The sequence below is a fragment of the Streptomyces sp. NPDC001410 genome, from assembly GCF_042895235.1.
Taxonomy (GTDB): domain Bacteria; phylum Actinomycetota; class Actinomycetes; order Streptomycetales; family Streptomycetaceae; genus Streptomyces.
Map to the genome: position 1 here is coordinate 288,299 of NZ_JBIAWE010000012.1, position 18,953 is coordinate 307,251.

An 18,953-nucleotide genomic window follows, 5' to 3' on the forward strand; every position below is an offset into this window, starting at 1 on the left:
CAGGATCAGGCGGACAGGCTGGCGCGACCCTTGCTACGGCGGTTCGCGAGAATCGCGCGGCCGGCACGGGTGCGCATCCGCAGGCGGAAGCCGTGGGTCTTCGCGCGACGACGGTTGTTCGGCTGGAAGGTGCGCTTGCTCACTCGGGGGCTCCAGAAATCAAATCGGTGGCGGCGGGTGCCGTCCTGGCTGTCACCGTGCGCCCACGAGTAGCTCGCGTCACGCCCGAGTGCACCGCTTCCCGATCACCTGACGTGACCTGTGCCCTTCGGAGGCAGGCGGCAGCAGCCATCGACAACTCGACCTGGTTACGGTACGCGCGGCTACGCCATCCGGTCAAACCGGGGGCAGCCGAGAGACACTATCCACAGGCTGGGGACAACAACTTGAACCGTACCCGCCGCGCTGACTACCGTGGCTGGACTCCGATTCGTTTCCCTTATCCCCGCCCGAGCGGGATTGCCCCCGCCCACCCATCCCGGATTTCATCCCGACCCGTCCCACAACCACACGTTCGTGGGACCTGTGAGAGAGCGTGCCCTGTGGCTGACGTACCTGCCGATCTTGCCGCAGTGTGGCCACGAGTACTCGAGCAGCTCCTCGGTGAGGGCCGCGGACAGGGTGTCGAGGCGAAGGACGAGCACTGGATCCGGCGCTGCCAGCCGCTCGCGCTGGTCGCGGACACCGCTCTGCTCGCCGTACCGAACGAATTCGCGAAGAACGTACTGGAGGGGCGTCTCGCACCGGTCGTCAGCGAGACGCTGAGCCGCGAGTGCGGCCGCCCCATCCGCATCGCGATCACCGTGGACGACTCCGCGGGCGAGCCGCCGGCCCCGCAGGCGCCCCCCGCCCAGCCGCAGCGGCAGCCGCGCTACGAGGAGCCGGAGCTGCCCTCCGGACCGTACGACGGCTACGGCAGGCACCGTGCCGCCGAACCGCTCCCGGGCAGCGAGCCGGCCTCCCGCGGGGACCAGCTGCCGACCGCCCGGCCCGCGTATCCGTCCGAGTACCAGCGGCCCGAGCCCGGCGCCTGGCCGCGCACCGGACAGGACGAGTACGGCTGGCAGCAGCCGCGCCTCGGCTTCCCCGAGCGCGACCCGTACGCCTCGCCGCCGCAGGACTCCTACGGCTCCTCGGGGCAGGACACCTACGGCTCGCCGTCCCAGGACTACCGCCCGAAGGGCATGGAGCGCCCGTCGTACGACCAGCAGCGCGGCGACTACGACGCCCCGCGCCCCGAGTACGACCGTCCGGACTACGACCGCTCGGAGTACGAGCGCCTGGACTACGACTCTCCGCGAGCGGAGTACGACCAGCGCGACCCCGTCCGCCGTGAGATGCCCGACCAGTCGGCCGGTGCCGGCCCGGTGCACCGCGGCGGTCCCGGCCGCCCGGACCTGCCGCCGCCCGGCGGGAGCGGTGCGCCCGGTCCGCTGGCCGCGAAGCCCGCGCCGGCGAGCGGTCCCGGTGAGCCGACCGCGCGACTGAACCCGAAATACCTCTTCGACACGTTCGTCATCGGCGCCTCCAACCGGTTCGCGCACGCGGCCGCGGTGGCCGTCGCCGAGGCGCCCGCGAAGGCGTACAACCCCCTCTTCATCTATGGGGAGTCGGGGCTCGGCAAGACGCACCTGCTGCACGCGATCGGGCACTACGCGCGCAGCCTCTACCCGGGCACGCGCGTGCGGTACGTCAGCTCCGAGGAGTTCACCAACGAGTTCATCAACTCCATCCGCGACGGCAAGGGCGACAGCTTCCGCAAGCGCTACCGCGAGATGGACATCCTGCTCGTCGACGACATCCAGTTCCTAGCGGACAAGGAGTCGACGCAGGAGGAGTTCTTCCACACCTTCAACACGCTCCACAACGCGAACAAGCAGATCGTGCTCTCCAGCGACCGGCCGCCCAAGCAGCTGGTGACGCTGGAGGACCGGCTGCGGAACCGTTTCGAGTGGGGTCTGATCACCGATGTCCAGCCGCCCGAGCTGGAGACGCGCATCGCGATCCTGCGCAAGAAGGCGGTGCAGGAGCAGCTCAACGCCCCGCCGGAGGTACTGGAGTTCATCGCCTCCCGGATCTCACGGAACATCCGTGAGCTGGAGGGCGCGCTGATCCGGGTGACGGCGTTCGCCTCGCTCAACCGGCAGCCGGTGGACCTGGGCCTCACCGAGATCGTCCTCAAGGACCTGATCCCCGGGGGCGAGGACTCGACTCCCGAGATCACCGCGTCGGCCATCATGGCGTCGACCGCCGACTACTTCGGCCTCACGGTCGACGACCTGTGCGGCACCTCGCGCGGCCGCCAGCTGGTCACGGCCCGTCAGATCGCCATGTACCTGTGCCGTGAGCTGACGGACCTGTCCCTGCCGAAGATCGGCGCGCACTTCGGCGGCCGCGACCACACGACCGTCATGCACGCGGACCGGAAGATCCGCGCGCTGATGGCCGAGCGGCGCTCGATCTACAACCAGGTGACCGAGCTGACGAACCGCATCAAGAACGGCTGACGGCAGCCACAGGCCGACACTGAGGGCGCCCTCGGGAGGACATCCCGGGGGCGCCTTTTCGCATCCGGGGGCAGCCGATCTCGCATCCCCCGGTCGACCGATCTCACGTCCCCCGGCCGGCCGTTTTCGCGGCTCTGGCAGTCGTCCTTCGGGTCCTCTGGCAGCGGCTCTCGCGTCCCCGACGGCCCACCTTCGCGCCCCTCGCCGCCGACCTTCGCGCCCCTCACCGACGTTCTTCACATCCCCGGCTGCCGTTCGTCGCAACGACCCTGGCGGCCGTCCTCCGCTTCCCCCGGCCGCCGTCCTCCGCATCCCCTGGCGGCCGTCCTCCGCATCCCCAGCCGACCGTCCTCCGCGCCCCAGGCAGCCGCCGGCACCCCTCATCGCGTCCTGCCGACGGCTCGTCGCCGCGCCGTGGGCGTCCCTCCCCGGCCACCGGGTGTTCGATTAAGTGCCTGGTTACGGCCACTCTCCACAGATTCGGTGAGTTTCTTCCGTCCACATCCTGGGGACTGTGGAGTTGTCCCGAACTGCATCCACAGGGAGCCTGGGGAAGCGGCGTCCGCCCAGCTCAGCTGCCTGTGGAATCGTGGACGAACGATCTCCACAGACTGTGGACGAAGCGGAGATCCACAGACTGTGGACGAAGTTTTCCACGGGAAGCCCACAGGCTGAGGCCGGTTGTCCCCAGCGAATCCCAGCTTCTCCACATGGCTGTCCACTGTTCGGCAACGTGACGCACCCTCTCACCGCGTCGAGTGAAAGCCGTCACACGAAGCTGCCGGGTTGGGGTGTGGGAAACGTGGGTAAACCTGGGGACACAGCTGGGGAGAACTGCCCTCAAGCTGTGGGCGGTGTGTGCAGAACTTTCTGTTCTCCACAGAGACCCCGAGTTGTCCACCGCCTCCACCCACAGGGTCAGTGGACAAAATTCCCGCTCTGAGCTGGGCAAACGTGGTTATCCACGGTATCCACAGGCCCTACTACTACTCCCAACTAGAGAGAGCTCGGAATCCGTTTCGAAGCGGGGCCTGTGCACAACTCGCGCTCTCGAGCCCGGCTGCCCCTCGGAGCGACTTGACCCCGACAGGCACCTACTGTCAGTGCGGTGCGTCAGACTGGTCCCCGGTGTCCTTCCCTTCGCAGTGGGCGGTGACACCGAGTCGGAGGACTCAGTAGCAACAGCAGGAGGCGGCTTACGGTGAAGATCCGGGTGGAACGCGACGTACTCGCGGAGGCAGTGGCGTGGGCTGCACGCAGCCTCCCGGCCCGTCCGCCGGCGCCTGTCCTCGCCGGCCTCCTGCTGAAGGCCGAGGACGGCCAGCTGAGCCTGTCGAGCTTCGACTACGAGGTCTCCGCTCGCGTGAGCGTCGAGGCCGAGGTCGAGGAGGAGGGCACGGTCCTCGTCTCCGGCCGCCTGCTCGCCGACATCTCCCGCGCTCTCCCCAACCGCCCGGTGGAGATTTCCACAGACGGTGTACGGGCGACCGTGGTCTGCGGCTCCTCGCGGTTCACACTCCACACCCTGCCTGTGGAGGAGTACCCGGCGCTGCCGCAGATGCCGACCGCGACGGGCACCGTCCCCGGCGAGGTCTTCGCCGCCGCCGTGTCCCAGGTGGCCATCGCCGCCGGCCGTGACGACACGCTGCCCGTCCTCACCGGTGTGCGCATCGAGATCGAGGGTGACACGGTCACCCTGGCCTCCACCGACCGCTACCGCTTCGCGGTCCGCGAGTTCCTGTGGAAGCCGGAGAACCCGGACGCCTCCGCGGTCGCCCTGGTCCCGGCCAAAACGCTCCTGGACACCGCCAAGTCGCTCGGCGCGGGCGACAACGTCACGCTGGCGCTGTCCGGCTCGGGCGCGGGCGAGGGCCTGATCGGTTTCGAGGGTGCGGGCCGTCGTACGACCACGCGTCTGCTCGAGGGCGATCTGCCGAAGTACCGCACGCTGTTCCCGACCGAGTTCAACTCCGTCGCCGTGATCGAGACCGCCCCCTTCGTGGAGGCCGTCAAGCGTGTGGCCCTGGTCGCCGAGCGGAACACCCCGGTGCGGCTGAGCTTCGAGCAGGGCGTGCTGATCCTGGAGGCCGGCTCCAGCGACGATGCACAGGCTGTGGAAAGGGTTGACGCCCAGCTGGAGGGCGACGACATCTCGATCGCCTTCAACCCGACCTTCCTGCTGGACGGTCTGAGCGCCATCGACTCCCCGGTGGCCCAGCTGTCGTTCACGACGTCCACCAAGCCCGCGCTGCTCAGCGGCAAGCCGGCGCTGGATGCCGAGGCGGACGAGGCCTACAAGTACCTGATCATGCCGGTGCGGCTCAGCGGCTGAGCGGCCGTCGGCTGGGGGTGTGGGGGTTATCCCCCACAAGACCGCAGTATGCCGGTGCGGCTCAGCGGCTGAGTCATTGCGCCTGCCTGGTGCGGCTCGGCACTGAGCCGTAGCCGCCGGTATCCACAGGACAAAGCCCCAGGTGAGGGCATACGTATGAGCGCGTATGCCCACAGCTGTGCGGGAGGGTCCGGGACTAGGCTCGGACCCGGGTACGCAGGTGCCCGACACGCCACACAGCAACCTAAGGAACACAACTGATGGAGCTCGGTCTCGTCGGCCTCGGCAAGATGGGCGGCAACATGCGCGAGCGGATCCGCCGCGCGGGCCACACCGTCATCGGATACGACCGCAACGCCGACCTCGCGGACGTCCACAGCCTGGAAGAGCTTGTGGGCAAGCTCAGCGGGCCCCGCGTGGTCTGGGTGATGGTCCCGGCCGGCGAGGCCACGCAGTCCACGATCGACCAGCTCGGCGAACTGCTGGAGCCCGGTGACGTGGTTGTGGACGGCGGCAACTCCCGCTGGACGGACGACGAGAGGCACGCCGAGGAGCTGGCGGCCAAGGGCATAGGCTTCGTCGACTGCGGTGTCTCCGGCGGCGTCTGGGGCCTGGAGAACGGGTACGCGCTGATGTACGGCGGCGACGCCGAGAACGTCGCCAAGGTGCAGCCGGTCTTCGACGCGCTCAAGCCGGAGGGTGACCTCGGCTCGGTGCACGCCGGCAAGGTCGGCGCGGGCCACTTCGCGAAGATGGTCCACAACGGCATCGAGTACGCGATGATGCAGGCTTACGCCGAGGGCTGGGAGCTGCTGGAGAAGGTCGACTCCGTGGAGAACGTCCGCGAGGTCTTCCGCTCCTGGCAGGAGGGCACGGTCATCCGTTCCTGGCTGCTGGACCTCGCGGTGAACGCGCTGGACGAGGACGAGCACCTCGGACAGCTGCGCGGTTATGCACAGGACTCCGGTGAGGGACGCTGGACTGTGGAAGCCGCCATCGACAACGCGGTGCCGCTTCCCGCGATCACCGCGTCGCTGTTCGCGCGGTTCGCCTCGCGGCAGGAGGACTCGCCGCAGATGAAGATGATCGCCGCGCTGCGCAACCAGTTCGGCGGCCACGCCGTAGAGAAGAAGTAATCCACAGGGTCGCCTCCGCGATCCACAACCCTGGGGGAGGTCGGCGAACGACCATGCACGTCACGCATCTTTCGCTGGCCGACTTCCGCTCGTACGCCCGGGTCGAGGTCCCGCTCGACCCGGGCGTCACCGCCTTCGTCGGCCCCAACGGGCAGGGCAAGACCAATCTGGTCGAGGCGGTCGGTTATCTCGCCACCCTCGGCAGCCACCGCGTCTCCTCCGACGCTCCCCTGGTCCGCATGGGCGCCGAGCGGGCCGTCATCCGGGCTCAGGTCCGACAGGGCGAGCGGCAGCAGCTGGTCGAGCTGGAGCTGAACCCCGGCCGGGCCAACCGTGCTCGCATCAACCGGTCCTCGCAGGTCAGGCCGAGGGACGTGCTGGGGATCGTACGGACCGTGCTGTTCGCTCCGGAGGACCTCGCGCTGGTCAAGGGTGATCCCGGTGAGCGGCGCCGGTTCCTGGACGAGTTGATCACCGCGCGCTCGCCGCGCATGGCGGGTGTGCGCTCGGACTACGAGCGGGTGCTCAAGCAGCGCAACACGCTCCTCAAGACCGCGGCGCTGGCGCGCAGGCACGGCGGCCGCTCCATGGACCTGTCCACGCTCGACGTGTGGGACCAGCATCTCGCGCGCGCGGGCGGCGAGCTGCTCGCCCAGCGCCTGGACCTGGTCGCCGCGCTGCAGCCGCTGGCCGACAAGGCGTACGAGCAGCTGGCCCCGGGCGGGGGTCCGATCGCGCTGGAGTACAAGCCGTCCGCGCCCGGCGAGGCGCACAGCCGCGAGGATCTGTACGCCCAGCTGATGGCGGCGCTCACGGAGGCGCGCAAGCAGGAGATCGAGCGGGGTGTCACCCTTGTGGGCCCGCACCGGGACGATTTGATTCTCAAACTCGGTCAGCTGCCCGCCAAGGGCTATGCCTCCCACGGCGAGTCGTGGTCCTACGCTCTCGCCCTGCGCCTGGCCTCGTACGACCTGCTGCGCGCGGAGGGCAACGAGCCGGTGCTGATTCTCGACGACGTGTTCGCCGAGCTGGACGCCCGCCGTCGTGAGCGGCTGGCCGAGCTGGTCGCGCCCGGCGAGCAGGTGCTGGTCACCGCCGCTGTGGACGACGACGTACCGCATGTACTGGTCGGCGCCCGCTATGCGGTGGCCGATGGGACGGTGGAGCGCGTATGAGCACCGAAGAACCCACCCCGAAGGACCCCGGGAAGTCTGCGGAGCCCTCCGGTGTCGACCTCGCGCGCGTGGCGTTGCGCGCCGCGAAGGAGCAGGCACGCGCGCGTGGCGACGCGGCGCGGCAGAAGAAGCAGGCGCGGCGCGGTGGCGGTCTGCGCTCGGGCGCGCGCGCCGACGGACGTGACCCGATGGCGCTCGGTGCCGCGATCAACCGGCTGCTCAACGAGCGCGGCTGGGAGACGCCGGCCGCGGTGGGCGGTGTCATGGGCCGCTGGCCGCAGATCGTCGGTGAGGATCTGGCGAAGCACTGTGTGCCGCAGCGGTACGACGAGGACGAGCGGGTGCTGTCCGTGCAGTGCGACTCGACCGCGTGGGCGACTCAGCTGCGGCTGCTCGCCCCGACCCTGGTCGCCCGGCTCAACGAGGACCTCGGCCACGGCACGGTCCGTCTGCTCAAGGTCAACGGTCCCGGCGGTCCCGCCCGGCGTTACGGCCCGCTGCGGGCTCCGGGGAGTACGGGCCCGGGCGATACCTACGGGTGACGTACCTCACGTCGCGCGGTCGGCGCGTGGTGCCGTCGTACCCCTTGTCGCGGCCCTGTGCGCAGGTCCGGATCGCGAGCTGACCCCCCAGTAGCCAAGGGTTGACGGCCCGAAGCGCTGAGTGGCGCTGTGAGCCCCTTGGAGCCCCCATCCGTATATCGGGACCCGGCGGAGACCGGTTGAGGGCGGCACATGAGGACTCAGGTACCGGCAAACCCCCATCACTGTCGGCGCTACCGGTAGACTGGAAGCCAATCCCGCCCCAATCGTGGGGACCGCCCGGGAAAAGCTGAGCAACGCTGATCAAGGCTTACCAACGCAACATGCCGCAGCCGCTCCGGCAACCCTCCCCCAGAGGGGGGACCCCCAGGAGCCCGGCTCGTGCTGTGCCAGTGCCAGAAAGGGCGCTTCGTGGCCGATTCCGGCAACCCCAACGAGAACATCCCGTCCACCGACGCCGGCGTGAGTGCCGAGGCCACCGCCTCTGCGTCCTACGACGCCAGCGCCATCACCGTGCTCGAAGGGCTGGACGCGGTCCGCAAGCGGCCCGGTATGTACATCGGCTCCACGGGCGAGCGCGGTCTGCACCACCTGGTGTACGAGGTCGTAGACAACTCGGTCGACGAGGCGCTGGCGGGCTACGCGGACACCATCGACGTGACGATCCTCGCCGACGGCGGCGTGCGCGTCGTCGACAACGGCCGCGGCATCCCGGTGGGCATCGTGCCCTCCGAGGGCAAGCCGGCCGTCGAGGTCGTGCTGACCGTGCTGCACGCGGGCGGCAAGTTCGGCGGCGGCGGTTACGCCGTCTCCGGCGGTCTGCACGGTGTGGGTGTGTCCGTCGTGAACGCGCTGTCCACGAAGGTCGCCGTCGAGATCAGGACGGACGGTCACCGCTGGACGCAGGACTACAAGCTCGGCGTCCCGACGGCCCCGCTCGACCAGCACGAGGCGACGGACGAGACCGGCACTTCGGTCACCTTCTGGGCCGACCCCGACATCTTCGAGACCACCGAGTACTCCTTCGAGACGCTGTCGCGGCGCTTCCAGGAGATGGCCTTCCTCAACAAGGGCCTGACCATCCGGCTCACCGACGAGCGTGAGTCGGCGAAGGCGACCAGCGGTGCGGACGAGGCGGGCGCGGACGAGAAGGCCGAGGTCAAGACCGTCACGTACCACTACGAGGGCGGCATCGTCGACTTCGTGAAGTACCTGAACTCCCGCAAGGGAGACGCGGTCCACCCCACCGTGATCGACCTGGAGGCCGAGGACAGGGACAAGAGCCTGTCCCTCGAGGTCGCCATGCAGTGGAACAGCGGCTACAGCGAGGGCGTGTACTCCTTCGCGAACATCATCCACACCCACGAGGGCGGTACGCACGAGGAGGGCTTCCGCGCGGCCCTCACGAGCCTGATCAACAAGTACGCGCGCGACAGGAAGCTGCTGCGCGAGAAGGACGACAACCTCACCGGTGACGACATCCGTGAGGGTCTGACCGCGATCATCTCGGTCAAGCTGAGCGAGCCGCAGTTCGAGGGTCAGACGAAGACCAAGCTGGGCAACACGGAGGCCAAGACCTTCGTGCAGAAGGCGGTCTACGAGCACCTCAACGACTGGCTGGACCGCAACCCGGTCGAGGCCGCGGATATCGTCCGCAAGGGCATCCAGGCGGCCACCGCGCGTGTGGCGGCCCGCAAGGCCCGTGACCTGACCCGTCGCAAGGGCCTGCTGGAGAGCGCGTCCCTGCCGGGCAAGCTGTCGGACTGCCAGTCCAACGACCCCACCAAGTGCGAGATCTTCATCGTCGAGGGTGACTCCGCCGGCGGCTCGGCCAAGTCCGGCCGCAACCCGCAGTACCAGGCGATCCTCCCGATCCGCGGCAAGATCCTCAACGTGGAGAAGGCCAGGATCGACAAGATCCTGCAGAACCAGGAGATCCAGGCGCTGATCTCCGCGTTCGGCACGGGTGTGCACGAGGACTTCGACATCGAGAAGCTCCGCTATCACAAGATCATCCTGATGGCGGACGCCGACGTCGACGGCCAGCACATCAACACCCTGCTGCTGACCTTCCTGTTCCGCTTCATGCGGCCGCTGGTCGAGGCCGGGCACGTGTTCCTGTCCCGTCCCCCGCTGTACAAGATCAAGTGGGGCCGGGAGGACACCGAGTACGCGTACTCGGACCGTGAGCGCGACGCCCTGCTGGAGATGGGCCGTCAGCGCGGCAAGCGGGTCCGCGAGGACTCCATCCAGCGCTTCAAGGGTCTCGGCGAGATGAATGCCGAGGAGCTGCGCGTGACCACCATGGACATCGAGCACCGTGTCCTCGGTCAGGTCACCCTCGACGACGCCGCCCAGGCCGACGACCTGTTCTCGGTCCTGATGGGCGAGGACGTCGAGGCCCGTCGCGCGTTCATTCAGCGCAACGCCAAGGACGTCCGCTTCCTCGACATCTGAGTCGGTCTCAGCTGACCGCACCAGAAAGGATCTTCACCAGCAATGGCCGACGAGAACACTCCTGTCACCCCTGAAGAGGGCGGCGACGTCGTGATGCGCATCGAGCCCGTCGGGCTCGAGACGGAGATGCAGCGCTCGTACCTGGACTACGCGATGTCCGTCATCGTGTCCCGCGCGCTGCCCGACGTCCGGGACGGTCTCAAGCCCGTCCACCGCCGTGTGCTGTACGCGATGTACGACGGCGGTTACCGCCCCGAGCGCGGCTTCTACAAGTGCGCGCGCGTGGTCGGCGACGTCATGGGCAACTACCACCCGCACGGCGACTCCTCGATCTACGACGCCCTGGTGCGCCTCGCCCAGCCGTGGTCGATGCGGATGCCGCTGGTGGACTCCAACGGCAACTTCGGCTCTCCGGGCAACGACCCGGCGGCCGCCATGCGCTACACCGAGTGCAAGATGGCGCCGCTGTCGATGGAGATGGTCCGCGACATCGACGAGGAGACCGTCGACTTCACGGACAACTACGACGGCCGCTCCCAGGAGCCGACCGTCCTGCCCTCCCGCTTCCCGAACCTGCTGATCAACGGCTCGGCCGGTATCGCGGTCGGCATGGCGACCAACATCCCGCCGCACAACCTGCGCGAGGTCGCGGCCGGCGCCCAGTGGTACCTGGAGAACCCGGAGGCCACGCACGAGGAGCTGCTGGACGCGCTCATCGAGCGGATCAAGGGCCCGGACTTCCCGACCGGCGCGCTGGTCGTGGGCCGCAAGGGCATCGAGGAGGCGTACCGCACCGGCCGCGGCTCCATCACGATGCGCGCGGTGGTCGAGGTCGAGGAGATCCAGAACCGCCAGTGCCTGGTGGTGACGGAGCTGCCGTACCAGGTCAACCCGGACAACCTGGCGCAGAAGATCGCCGACCTGGTGAAGGACGGCAAGGTCGGCGGCATCGCGGACGTCCGCGACGAGACGTCGTCCCGTACGGGCCAGCGCCTGGTGATCGTCCTCAAGCGGGACGCGGTCGCCAAGGTCGTCCTGAACAACCTGTACAAGCACACCGACCTGCAGACGAACTTCGGCGCCAACATGCTGGCGCTGGTCGACGGCGTGCCGCGCACCCTCTCCCTGGACGCGTTCATCCGTCACTGGGTGACGCACCAGATCGAGGTCATCGTCCGCCGGACCCGCTTCAGGCTGCGCAAGGCCGAGGAGCGCGCCCACATCCTGCGCGGTCTGCTGAAGGCCCTGGACGCCATCGACGAGGTCATCGCGCTGATCCGGCGCAGTGAGACCGTCGACGTCGCGCGCACCGGCCTGATGGGCCTCCTGGAGATCGACGAGATCCAGGCGAACGCCATCCTCGAGATGCAGCTGCGCCGGCTGGCCGCCCTGGAGCGTCAGAAGATCGTCCAGGAGCACGACGAGCTCCAGGCGAAGATCACCGAGTACAACCAGATCCTGGCCTCCCCGGTCCGCCAGCGCGGGATCGTCAGCGAGGAGCTGGCCGCGATCGTCGAGAAGTACGGCGAGGACCGCCAGACCAAGCTGATCCCGTACGAGGGCGACATGTCCATCGAGGACCTGATCGCCGAGGAGGACATCGTCGTCACCGTCTCGCGCGGCGGTTACGTCAAGCGGACGAAGACGGACGACTACCGGGCGCAGAAGCGCGGCGGAAAGGGCGTGCGGGGCACGAAGCTGAAGGAAGACGACATCGTCGACCACTTCTTCGTCTCCACCACGCACCACTGGCTGCTGTTCTTCACGAACAAGGGCCGGGTGTACCGGGCGAAGGCGTACGAGCTGCCCGAGGCCGGCCGGGACGCGCGCGGCCAGCACGTGGCGAACCTGCTCGCCTTCCAGCCGGACGAGGCGATCGCCGAGATCCTCGCGATCCGTGACTACGAAGCGGCGCCGTACCTGGTCCTGGCCACCAAGTCGGGCCTGGTCAAGAAGACGCCTCTGAAGGATTACGATTCGCCCCGCTCCGGCGGTGTGATCGCGATCAACCTGCGCGAGCGCGAGGACGGCTCGGACGACGAGCTGATCGGTGCCGAGCTGGTCTCGGCCGACGACGATCTGCTTCTGATCAGCAAGAAGGCACAGTCGATCAGGTTCACCGCCTCGGACGACACCCTGCGCCCGATGGGCCGCGCCACCTCCGGCGTCAAGGGGATGAGTTTCCGTGAGGGCGATGAACTTCTGTCGATGAATGTTGTTCGACCCGGTACGTTCGTGTTCACTGCCACGGACGGCGGGTACGCGAAGCGGACCGCTGTCGACGAGTACCGCGTCCAGGGTCGCGGCGGCCTCGGCATCAAGGCCGCCAAGATCGTGGAGGACCGCGGTTCTCTCGTCGGCGCGCTGGTTGTCGAGGAGAACGACGAGATCCTCGCGATCACCCTGTCCGGCGGTGTGATTCGTACGCGAGTCAACGAGGTCAGGGAGACGGGCCGTGACACCATGGGCGTCCAACTGATCAACCTGGGCAAGCGCGATGCCGTGGTCGGTATCGCACGTAACGCCGAGGCGGGGCGCGAGGCGGAGGAGGTCGACGGCGAGGTTGCCGTCGACGAGACCGCCGAGGGTGCCGCGACCACCGGCACGGACGAGGGTGAGGCGCCCTCGGCCGAGTAGGCACGAGGAGTGAGTCATCGTGAGCGGAGCCACGGGCGCGGGATCGGCCGGTACCTCTGTGGGTACGGAAACGGACGGCGGCGGCCGTGGCTCCGCCGCGCGTGCGGCGGACCCGCACACGACCCAACTGCGCAAGATCGAGGCAGGCACGGCCGACTCGCCCTCGCCCGACACGGATGGATCCCAGGGGGGAACTGTGACGGACACCCGCGGCCCGAAGACCCAGCCCGGCCCCGCCGAGCGGCAGCAGGCGTCCCCGCTGCCCGGTGAGCGGCGCCCCGAGTCCGCTGAGCCCTACCACCCGCCGCAGGCCTATCCGGCGCAGGCTCCCGCCGGGGCCGTACGCCGGCCGCGCACCGGTGCGAAGACGGCGCCGCGCACCCGCAAGGCCCGGCTGCGGGTCGCCAAGGCCGACCCGTGGTCGGTGATGAAGGTCAGCTTCCTGCTCTCCATCGCGCTGGGCATCTGCACGATCGTCGCCTCGGCGGTGCTGTGGATGGTCATGGACGCGATGGGCGTGTTCTCCACGGTCGGCGGCACGATCTCGGAGGCCACCGGTTCCAACGAGGCGAACGGCTTCGACCTCCAGGCCTTCCTCTCGCTCCCGCACGTCCTGACGTTCACGTCGATCATCGCGGTGATCGACGTGGTCCTTGCGACGGCGCTGGCCACCCTCGGCGCGTTCATCTACAACCTCTCCGCGGGCTTCGTGGGCGGCATCGAACTGACGCTGGCCGAGGACGAGTGACCCCACCTGCCGGGCTCTCCTGACAGTCCCCCGACAACCGATTTTGGGACTGCCGCCCTCGTGCGCTAATCTTCAGGAGTCAGCGCGCGGGACACATACCGCAGAGCGCGGCGGGGCTATAGCTCAGTTGGTTAGAGCGCATCCCTGATAAGGATGAGGCCACAGGTTCAAATCCTGTTAGCCCCACCAGCGAAAAGACCCCCGGATCATTGGTCCGGGGGTCTTTTGTTGCCGGGCTTTCCGGTCACGGAACCATCGGGCGGGCCAACGTTCACTGCTTTGCACTCTTGCCCCAACGGGCCACGGTCGCGCGGGAGATCCCGGTGAGTTCGGCAAGGCGGCGACAGGGGACGCCGACGAGGTAGCGGTTGAGTGCGGCCAGTCGGCTTCACTCTTCCCCGACAAGACCGCGGGCAAGAAAAAAGTGGCACGAGCCCCCCGCCTGCGGTTCTCGTGGGCGGAGGGCTTCGTTCACGCAGTCAGGGGGACCTGGTGGATCTCGTCGGCCCGGTGACCAGCGCGTTCGTGGATGCGCTGGACCGCTTCAGCGGAGGGGGCCTCAGAGAGGCAGTAGACAGTGCCGGACTCCGGGTCCGCCCAGGTCTTCTCGAAGTGGACGCCCTCTTCCTTCTCGATGGCGAGATCGGCCCCGTGGGCCTGCTTCAGCTGGTCGGCCGTGATGCCGTTCATCCCGTGATGGACATCCATGAACTGGGGCATGGCGTCGCGCCTCCTTCCGGCTGTCGCGTCCCGGCGAATGGCCGAGTCGCTGTGGGGTCCGTTATCTCCATCCTGTGCCCGTACCAACGTGATGGCGACCGTGCAGGCCCGGCCAGCGGGTGCCCAGCACAGTGACCACCGGGCAGGAGGAGGTCCGCGTGTGGCGGCTGACACCAGTGGCTGACACCAACAAGTGCGAACGGCAGCGGTCGAGGCCGGACCTCAGTGAACGATCGGCCGAGGCGCAGGGCCGGTTGGTCGACCCTGCGGAACCCTCGCGGAACGCACGGCTTCCGCTTCACGGTACGAAAAAAGGCCCGACCGCTGGCGACGGGGGATGCACCAGCGATCGGGCTATGGCCAAGGGTAACAAGGTTGAGCCGCTTGCGGGAGATAACGGGCCTGTTGGTTGGGGTAGTTGGCTGATCTTGATCGGTCAGTCGGCGCACGGAGGGTCGTACGAGAGACGCGGGAGGTACTCGTGCCACCTCTGCGGGGTCAGAACGTCCCTGGTCACCGTGCAGATGTGTGCGATGGCCGCGTCGGCGTCCAGGCGCCACAGGCGGATCGTGTCGGCGCCGCTGGACACCCCCAGGACATGGCTGTCGGGGCTGAAGGACAGCCAGTTGCCCGTCTTGGCGTAGGGGCTCATCGACTGGCCGATGGGTGTGGCCGACGAAGGACGGGTGACGTTCCAGAGCCGGACCGTGTTGTCGTCGCCGCCGCTCGCCAGGGTCCGGCCGTCCGCGGTGAACGTCAGCGAGGTGACCGCCTCGGTGTGGCCGGTGAGGGGGGAGCCGAGCGCGGTCGCGGCCCGGGGGTCGGTGACGTTCCACAGCCGTACGGTGTCGTCGTCGCTGCCGCTGACGAGGGTGCGCCCGTCGGGGCTGTAGGCGAGAGCGTTGACGGGGCCGGAGTGCCCGGTGAGCGGATGCCCGATCCGGGTGACATGGCCGGGGTCGGTCACGTTCCACAGCCGGATGGTGAGGTCCGCGCTGCCGCTGGCGAGGGTGTGCCCGTCCTGGCTGAAGGCGAGGGCGTTGACGTAACCGCGGTGGCCGGTGAGCGGCTTGCCGAGCGGGACGGTGCGGGAGGGGTCGGTGACGTTCCACAGCTGGATGGTGCGGTCCTGGTAGGCGGTGGCCAGGGTGTGGCCGTCCGGGCTGTACGCCACCGTGTGGAAGCCCGCGAAACGGGTGCGCAGGGCGATGGGCTGCCCGGCGGGGACCGGACGGGCCGGGTCGGTGACGTTCCACAGGTACAGCGTCCCCGTCCCGTTCAGTACGGCGAGGGTGCGGCCGTCGGGGGAGAACATCATCGAACGGTGGCCGCCGTCCGCGCCCATGAACGGCTTGCCCAGCGCCACCGGCCGGTCGGGCGCCGCCACGTTCCACAGCCGGACCCTGCCGTCGCGCGCGGCTGTGGCCAGCACCTTGCCGTCCGGGCGGAACGCCCCGCTGCGGCCGGTCATGTCCCGTGTCGGTACCGACCACAGGCGGATCTTGCTGTCACCGCTGCCGGTGGCGAGGGTGCGGCCGTCGGGGCTGAACCCCAGCGCGAACATCTCGCCGCTGCTGCCGACGAGCGACGCGCCGACCTGTGAGGGGGAGGCCGGATCGCCGACGTTCCACAGGCTCGCCGTGCTGTCCGCGCTGGCCGCGGCGAGCCGGCCGCCGTCGGGGCTGAAGGCCACCGACCAGATGGGGCCGGTGTGCCCGGTGAGCGGTGAGCCGATCGGTGCCGCGTGCGCGGGGTCGGACACGTTCCACAGCCGGATGGTGTCGTCCGCGCTGCCACTGGCGAGGGTGCGCCCGTCGGGGCTGAAGGCCACCGAGTGGACGATGTCCGTGTGGCCGCTCAGCACCGTGGGCAGGGCCTTGGGGTGCCCCGGATCGGCGGTGTTCCACAGCCGGATCGTGTCGTCGTCGCCGCCCGCCGCGAGGGTGCGCCCGTCGGGGCTGAACGCCACGCAGCGCACCGCCGCCGTGTGGCCGCCCAGCGTGCGCAGCTGCCTGGGCCGGCTCGGGTCGGCGACGTTCCACAGGCGGACGGTGCGGTCCTCGCTCGCGGAGGCCAGCGTGTGTCCGTCGGGGCTGAAGGCGACCAGGTAGATGGTGCCCGTGTGGCCGGTCAGGGGCCGGCCCAGCGGTACCGGGTGGGCGGGGTCGCGCACGTCCCACAGCCGGATGGTGCCGTCGTCGCCGGCGCTGGCCAGGGTGTGTCCGTCCGGGCTGAAGACCGCGCTGCTCACCCAGCTGGTGTGTCCGGTGAGGGGCTTGCCGAGCGCCTTGGGGTGGCTGCGGTCGGCGACGTTCCACAGGCGGACGGTCCGGTCGTAGCTCGCCGTGGCCAGTGTCTTGCCGTCGGGGCTGAAGGAGGTGAGGTAGACGGCGCCGGTGTGGCCGAGCAGGGGGGTGGCCAGGGGCGCGTTCACGATCGAGATCAGGCGGCTGTACGTCCCCTCGTCGCCCGGCCGCAGGCGGTGGGCCACCAGGTCGAGCTGGGCGGCCAGCGAGGGGTCCGTGTGCTGGACCCGGTCCGCCTCCGCGAGCACCTGTTCGAACACGGCGTCGTCCCGCTGCTGCCACGCCACCACCGCCGAACCGGCGGCCAGCACGGCGAGGACGACCAGCGCCGCCACGGCCCCGCGGCTGATCAGGACCGTCCGCCTGCGCAGCCGGACCGAGGCGGCCAGGAACTGCACCGCGCTGCGGGTCAGATAGGTGTCCCCGGCGGACTTCGCCCAGCCGCGGGCCTGCTCCAGGCGCGAGCCGCGGTAGAGCAGTGAGCTGTCCCGGCCCGAGTCCTCCCAGGTGTGGCCGTCCTCCTCCAGCCGCTGGCGCACCAGATGGTCGCTGCGGTCCTCGTCGATCCAGTGGCGCAGCCGTGGCCAGGCGTGCAGCAGCGCCTCGTGGGTGATCTCCACGGTCTCCGCGTCGAGCGTCACCAGCCGGGCGCGGACCAGGGCTTCGAGCGACTCCTCGGTCTTGCCGGGGTCCGCCGCCTCCTGCGCCAGCTGGCGCCGTGTGCCGCGCCTGCGCGTGGCCTGGGTGTCCTCGCCCAGCCGGACGAGCCGCAGCAGGAGCAGCCGGGCGGCCGTGCGGGCGGCGGGGTCGAGGCTGGACCAGGCGCGCTCGGCGGTCGCCGCGACCGCGCCCTGGATGCCGCCGGCCGCGCGGTAGCCGGCCAGGGTCAGCCGCCCCGACTTGCGGCGCTGCCAGGTGGCGAGCAGGGCGTGGGAGAGGAGCGGGAGCACTCCGGCGTCGTGTGCGCCGCGCGGGCCGTCGGCGCTCACCTCCCGCACGATCAGCTCGGCCAGCCCCGGCTCCAGCTCCAGTCCCACGGCCTTGGCGGGTCCGGTCACCGCCTCGCGCAGCTCGGCCGTGGTCAGCGGCCCGAGCACCATGTGCCGGTGCTGCAGCGCGTCGGCCAGCTCCGGATAGACCAGGCACTGCTCGTAGAAGTCGGCGCGGATACCGAGGACCACGACGACGGGCGCGGGGCCGGGCGAGTCCGCGGGCGGGGTGCAGGCCGCGTGCAGGAACTGGAGGAAGGTGCGGCGGTCGGGTTCGTCGGGGCAGAGGGTGAAGGTCTCTTCGAACTGGTCGACGATGATGACCGGGCGGGTGGCGGGGGACGCGTCCGACGGGGGCGCCGTGGAGGCGGCGGCAGAGGTGGCCGTGGAGGCGGCGGCAGAGGTGGCCGTGGAGGCGTCGCCGGACGCGGTCTCGTCCGAGGTGTCCGGTGCGTTGGACGCGTTGGACGCTGTCTCCCGGTGCGCCCACGCCATGACCGCCTCGCGTACCGCCTCGGCGAAGTGCGGGGCGTCGGATCCCGGTGCAGCCGGGTTCTCGGCGGCGTCCTCCTCGGCCTGCCGCGCCTTCGCGGCGAGGGAGGCGAGTTCCGGGATGCGGCGGGTCAGCTCGCCGAGCGGATCGGCGCCCGGCACGAACTGGAGCACGGCGCCCGGCCGGCCGCCGCCGTCCCCGAGCGCACCGCTCTCCACCGCGGGCACCAGGCCGGCGTTCAGCAGCGACGACTTCCCGGCCCCCGAGGCGCCGACCAGCATGATCAGGCCGCCCGACCGCTCCGCCGCGCGCAGCTGGGCCACGAGGGTTTTTGTGCTCCGCTCCCGCCCGAAGAACCAGCGGGCGTCCTCCTGGCGGTAGGGGGCCAGTCCCCGGTAGGGGCACACACCGCCGGCGACGGGCGGGGCCTCGGCCGGTGCCTGCCGGTTCTCCTCCGGGGGCACCGCGGGGCGCTCGCCGGCCGGATCGGCCAGCGCGCGCTCCCACAGGCGCTGCCACTGCGCGAGGTCGTACAGGCCGCTGGAGACGGGAACGGGACGGGCGCGCCGGGCCTCCGGGATCAGGATCTGCAGGACGGCCGCGAGGGCGGCGAACTGGGCCGGTACGTTCTTGGCCCGCCGCCAGTCGCTGATGCGCTGGGCGGACACCCGCACGGGGCGTCCGCGCTCGTCCACGCGCTGCAGTCGTACGACCGACTCGGACACGCTCTTGAGGGGAGGGTTGCCCGCCTCCTTGTAGAGCAGCGCGAGACGCTCGGCGAAGGCCACGCGTGCCCCTGAGTCGGAACCCAAGGTCCCACCCCTTACTCCCCCCGTGTCTGAACGTCCGGACCGGAAAACTCACCCTATACGGCTGACCTGCGGTTACGTCGGGGTCCGGAGACCGGAACC

Annotated in this window: 12 protein-coding genes and 1 tRNA gene; 9 read left to right on the forward strand and 4 right to left on the reverse strand. The window is 69.8% G+C overall.

Going from position 1 to position 18,953, the window contains the following annotated elements:
* Nucleotides 1-5: 5 nt before the first annotated feature.
* A complete protein-coding gene (gene rpmH, locus ACFY3C_RS27210) occupies nt 6-143 on the reverse strand; it encodes a 50S ribosomal protein L34 (protein ID WP_005482975.1) in 138 nt (45 codons plus the stop codon).
* A gap of 399 nt (nt 144-542) precedes the next feature.
* Here rpmH and dnaA point away from each other — a divergent pair, with 399 nt between their 5' ends.
* From dnaA to ACFY3C_RS27255, 9 genes are all read left to right on the forward strand, one after another.
* Nucleotides 543-2,507 (forward strand): chromosomal replication initiator protein DnaA, encoded by a 1,965-nt coding sequence (gene dnaA / locus ACFY3C_RS27215; protein ID WP_390772579.1) that lies wholly within the window; start codon nt 543-545, stop codon nt 2,505-2,507.
* 1,201 nt (nt 2,508-3,708) lie between these two features.
* Nucleotides 3,709-4,839 (forward strand): DNA polymerase III subunit beta, encoded by a 1,131-nt coding sequence (dnaN, locus tag ACFY3C_RS27220; RefSeq protein WP_386572649.1) that lies wholly within the window; start codon nt 3,709-3,711, stop codon nt 4,837-4,839.
* A 260-nt stretch (nt 4,840-5,099) separates the two neighbouring features.
* Nucleotides 5,100-5,975 carry a phosphogluconate dehydrogenase (NAD(+)-dependent, decarboxylating) gene (gene gnd, locus ACFY3C_RS27225; protein ID WP_386572650.1) on the forward strand — a complete coding sequence of 292 codons (876 nt, stop codon included), beginning with the start codon at nt 5,100-5,102 and terminating at the stop codon, nt 5,973-5,975.
* Between the two features lie 53 nt (nt 5,976-6,028).
* Entirely contained in the window at nt 6,029-7,150 is a 1,122-nt protein-coding gene (gene recF, locus ACFY3C_RS27230; RefSeq protein WP_390772580.1) for a DNA replication/repair protein RecF, read from the forward strand.
* Entirely contained in the window at nt 7,147-7,692 is a 546-nt protein-coding gene (locus ACFY3C_RS27235; protein ID WP_386572652.1) for a DUF721 domain-containing protein, read from the forward strand. The genes recF and ACFY3C_RS27235 overlap by 4 nt, the downstream gene beginning before the upstream one ends.
* 411 nt (nt 7,693-8,103) lie before the next feature.
* Nucleotides 8,104-10,149, forward strand: a complete 2,046-nt coding sequence (gyrB, locus tag ACFY3C_RS27240) for a DNA topoisomerase (ATP-hydrolyzing) subunit B (RefSeq protein WP_390772581.1) — start codon at nt 8,104-8,106, stop codon at nt 10,147-10,149.
* Between the two features lie 42 nt (nt 10,150-10,191).
* Complete coding sequence (gene gyrA / locus ACFY3C_RS27245) at nt 10,192-12,786, forward strand: DNA gyrase subunit A (RefSeq protein WP_390772582.1); 2,595 nt, start codon at nt 10,192-10,194, stop codon at nt 12,784-12,786.
* Between the two features lie 19 nt (nt 12,787-12,805).
* Nucleotides 12,806-13,534 carry a DUF3566 domain-containing protein gene (locus ACFY3C_RS27250; RefSeq protein ID WP_390772583.1) on the forward strand — a complete coding sequence of 243 codons (729 nt, stop codon included), beginning with the start codon at nt 12,806-12,808 and terminating at the stop codon, nt 13,532-13,534.
* A 112-nt stretch (nt 13,535-13,646) separates the two neighbouring features.
* A tRNA-Ile gene (locus ACFY3C_RS27255) sits at nt 13,647-13,723 on the forward strand.
* 82 nt (nt 13,724-13,805) lie between these two features.
* On the opposite strand, the gene ACFY3C_RS27260 is transcribed toward ACFY3C_RS27255, so the two are convergent.
* The 3 genes from ACFY3C_RS27260 to ACFY3C_RS27270 all read right to left on the reverse strand — a co-directional run bounded on the left by ACFY3C_RS27260 (nt 13,806) and on the right by ACFY3C_RS27270 (nt 18,854).
* The gene (locus ACFY3C_RS27260; protein ID WP_390772601.1) at nt 13,806-13,916 is read right to left on the reverse strand and encodes a helix-turn-helix domain-containing protein; all 111 of its coding nucleotides are present in this window, start codon (nt 13,914-13,916) and stop codon (nt 13,806-13,808) included.
* A gap of 89 nt (nt 13,917-14,005) precedes the next feature.
* Nucleotides 14,006-14,254, reverse strand: a complete 249-nt coding sequence (locus ACFY3C_RS27265) for an SCO4226 family nickel-binding protein (protein WP_390772584.1) — start codon at nt 14,252-14,254, stop codon at nt 14,006-14,008.
* A gap of 436 nt (nt 14,255-14,690) precedes the next feature.
* Nucleotides 14,691-18,854: an AAA family ATPase gene (locus ACFY3C_RS27270; RefSeq protein ID WP_390772585.1), complete on the reverse strand. Its 4,164-nt coding sequence runs from the start codon at nt 18,852-18,854 to the stop codon at nt 14,691-14,693.
* Between the last annotated feature and the right edge of the window lie 99 nt (nt 18,855-18,953).

Bases quoted from the DNA above. Each gene is read 5' to 3' on its own strand.
- gnd (WP_386572650.1), top strand. From the start codon at position 5,100: ATGGAGCTCGGTCTCGTCGGCCTCGGCAAGATGGGCGGCAACATGCGC.
- recF (WP_390772580.1), top strand. From the start codon at position 6,029: ATGCACGTCACGCATCTTTCGCTGGCCGACTTCCGCTCGTACGCCCGG.
- ACFY3C_RS27235 (WP_386572652.1), top strand. From the start codon at position 7,147: ATGAGCACCGAAGAACCCACCCCGAAGGACCCCGGGAAGTCTGCGGAG.
- gyrA (WP_390772582.1), top strand. From the start codon at position 10,192: ATGGCCGACGAGAACACTCCTGTCACCCCTGAAGAGGGCGGCGACGTC.
- ACFY3C_RS27265 (WP_390772584.1), bottom strand. From the start codon at position 14,254: ATGCCCCAGTTCATGGATGTCCATCACGGGATGAACGGCATCACGGCC.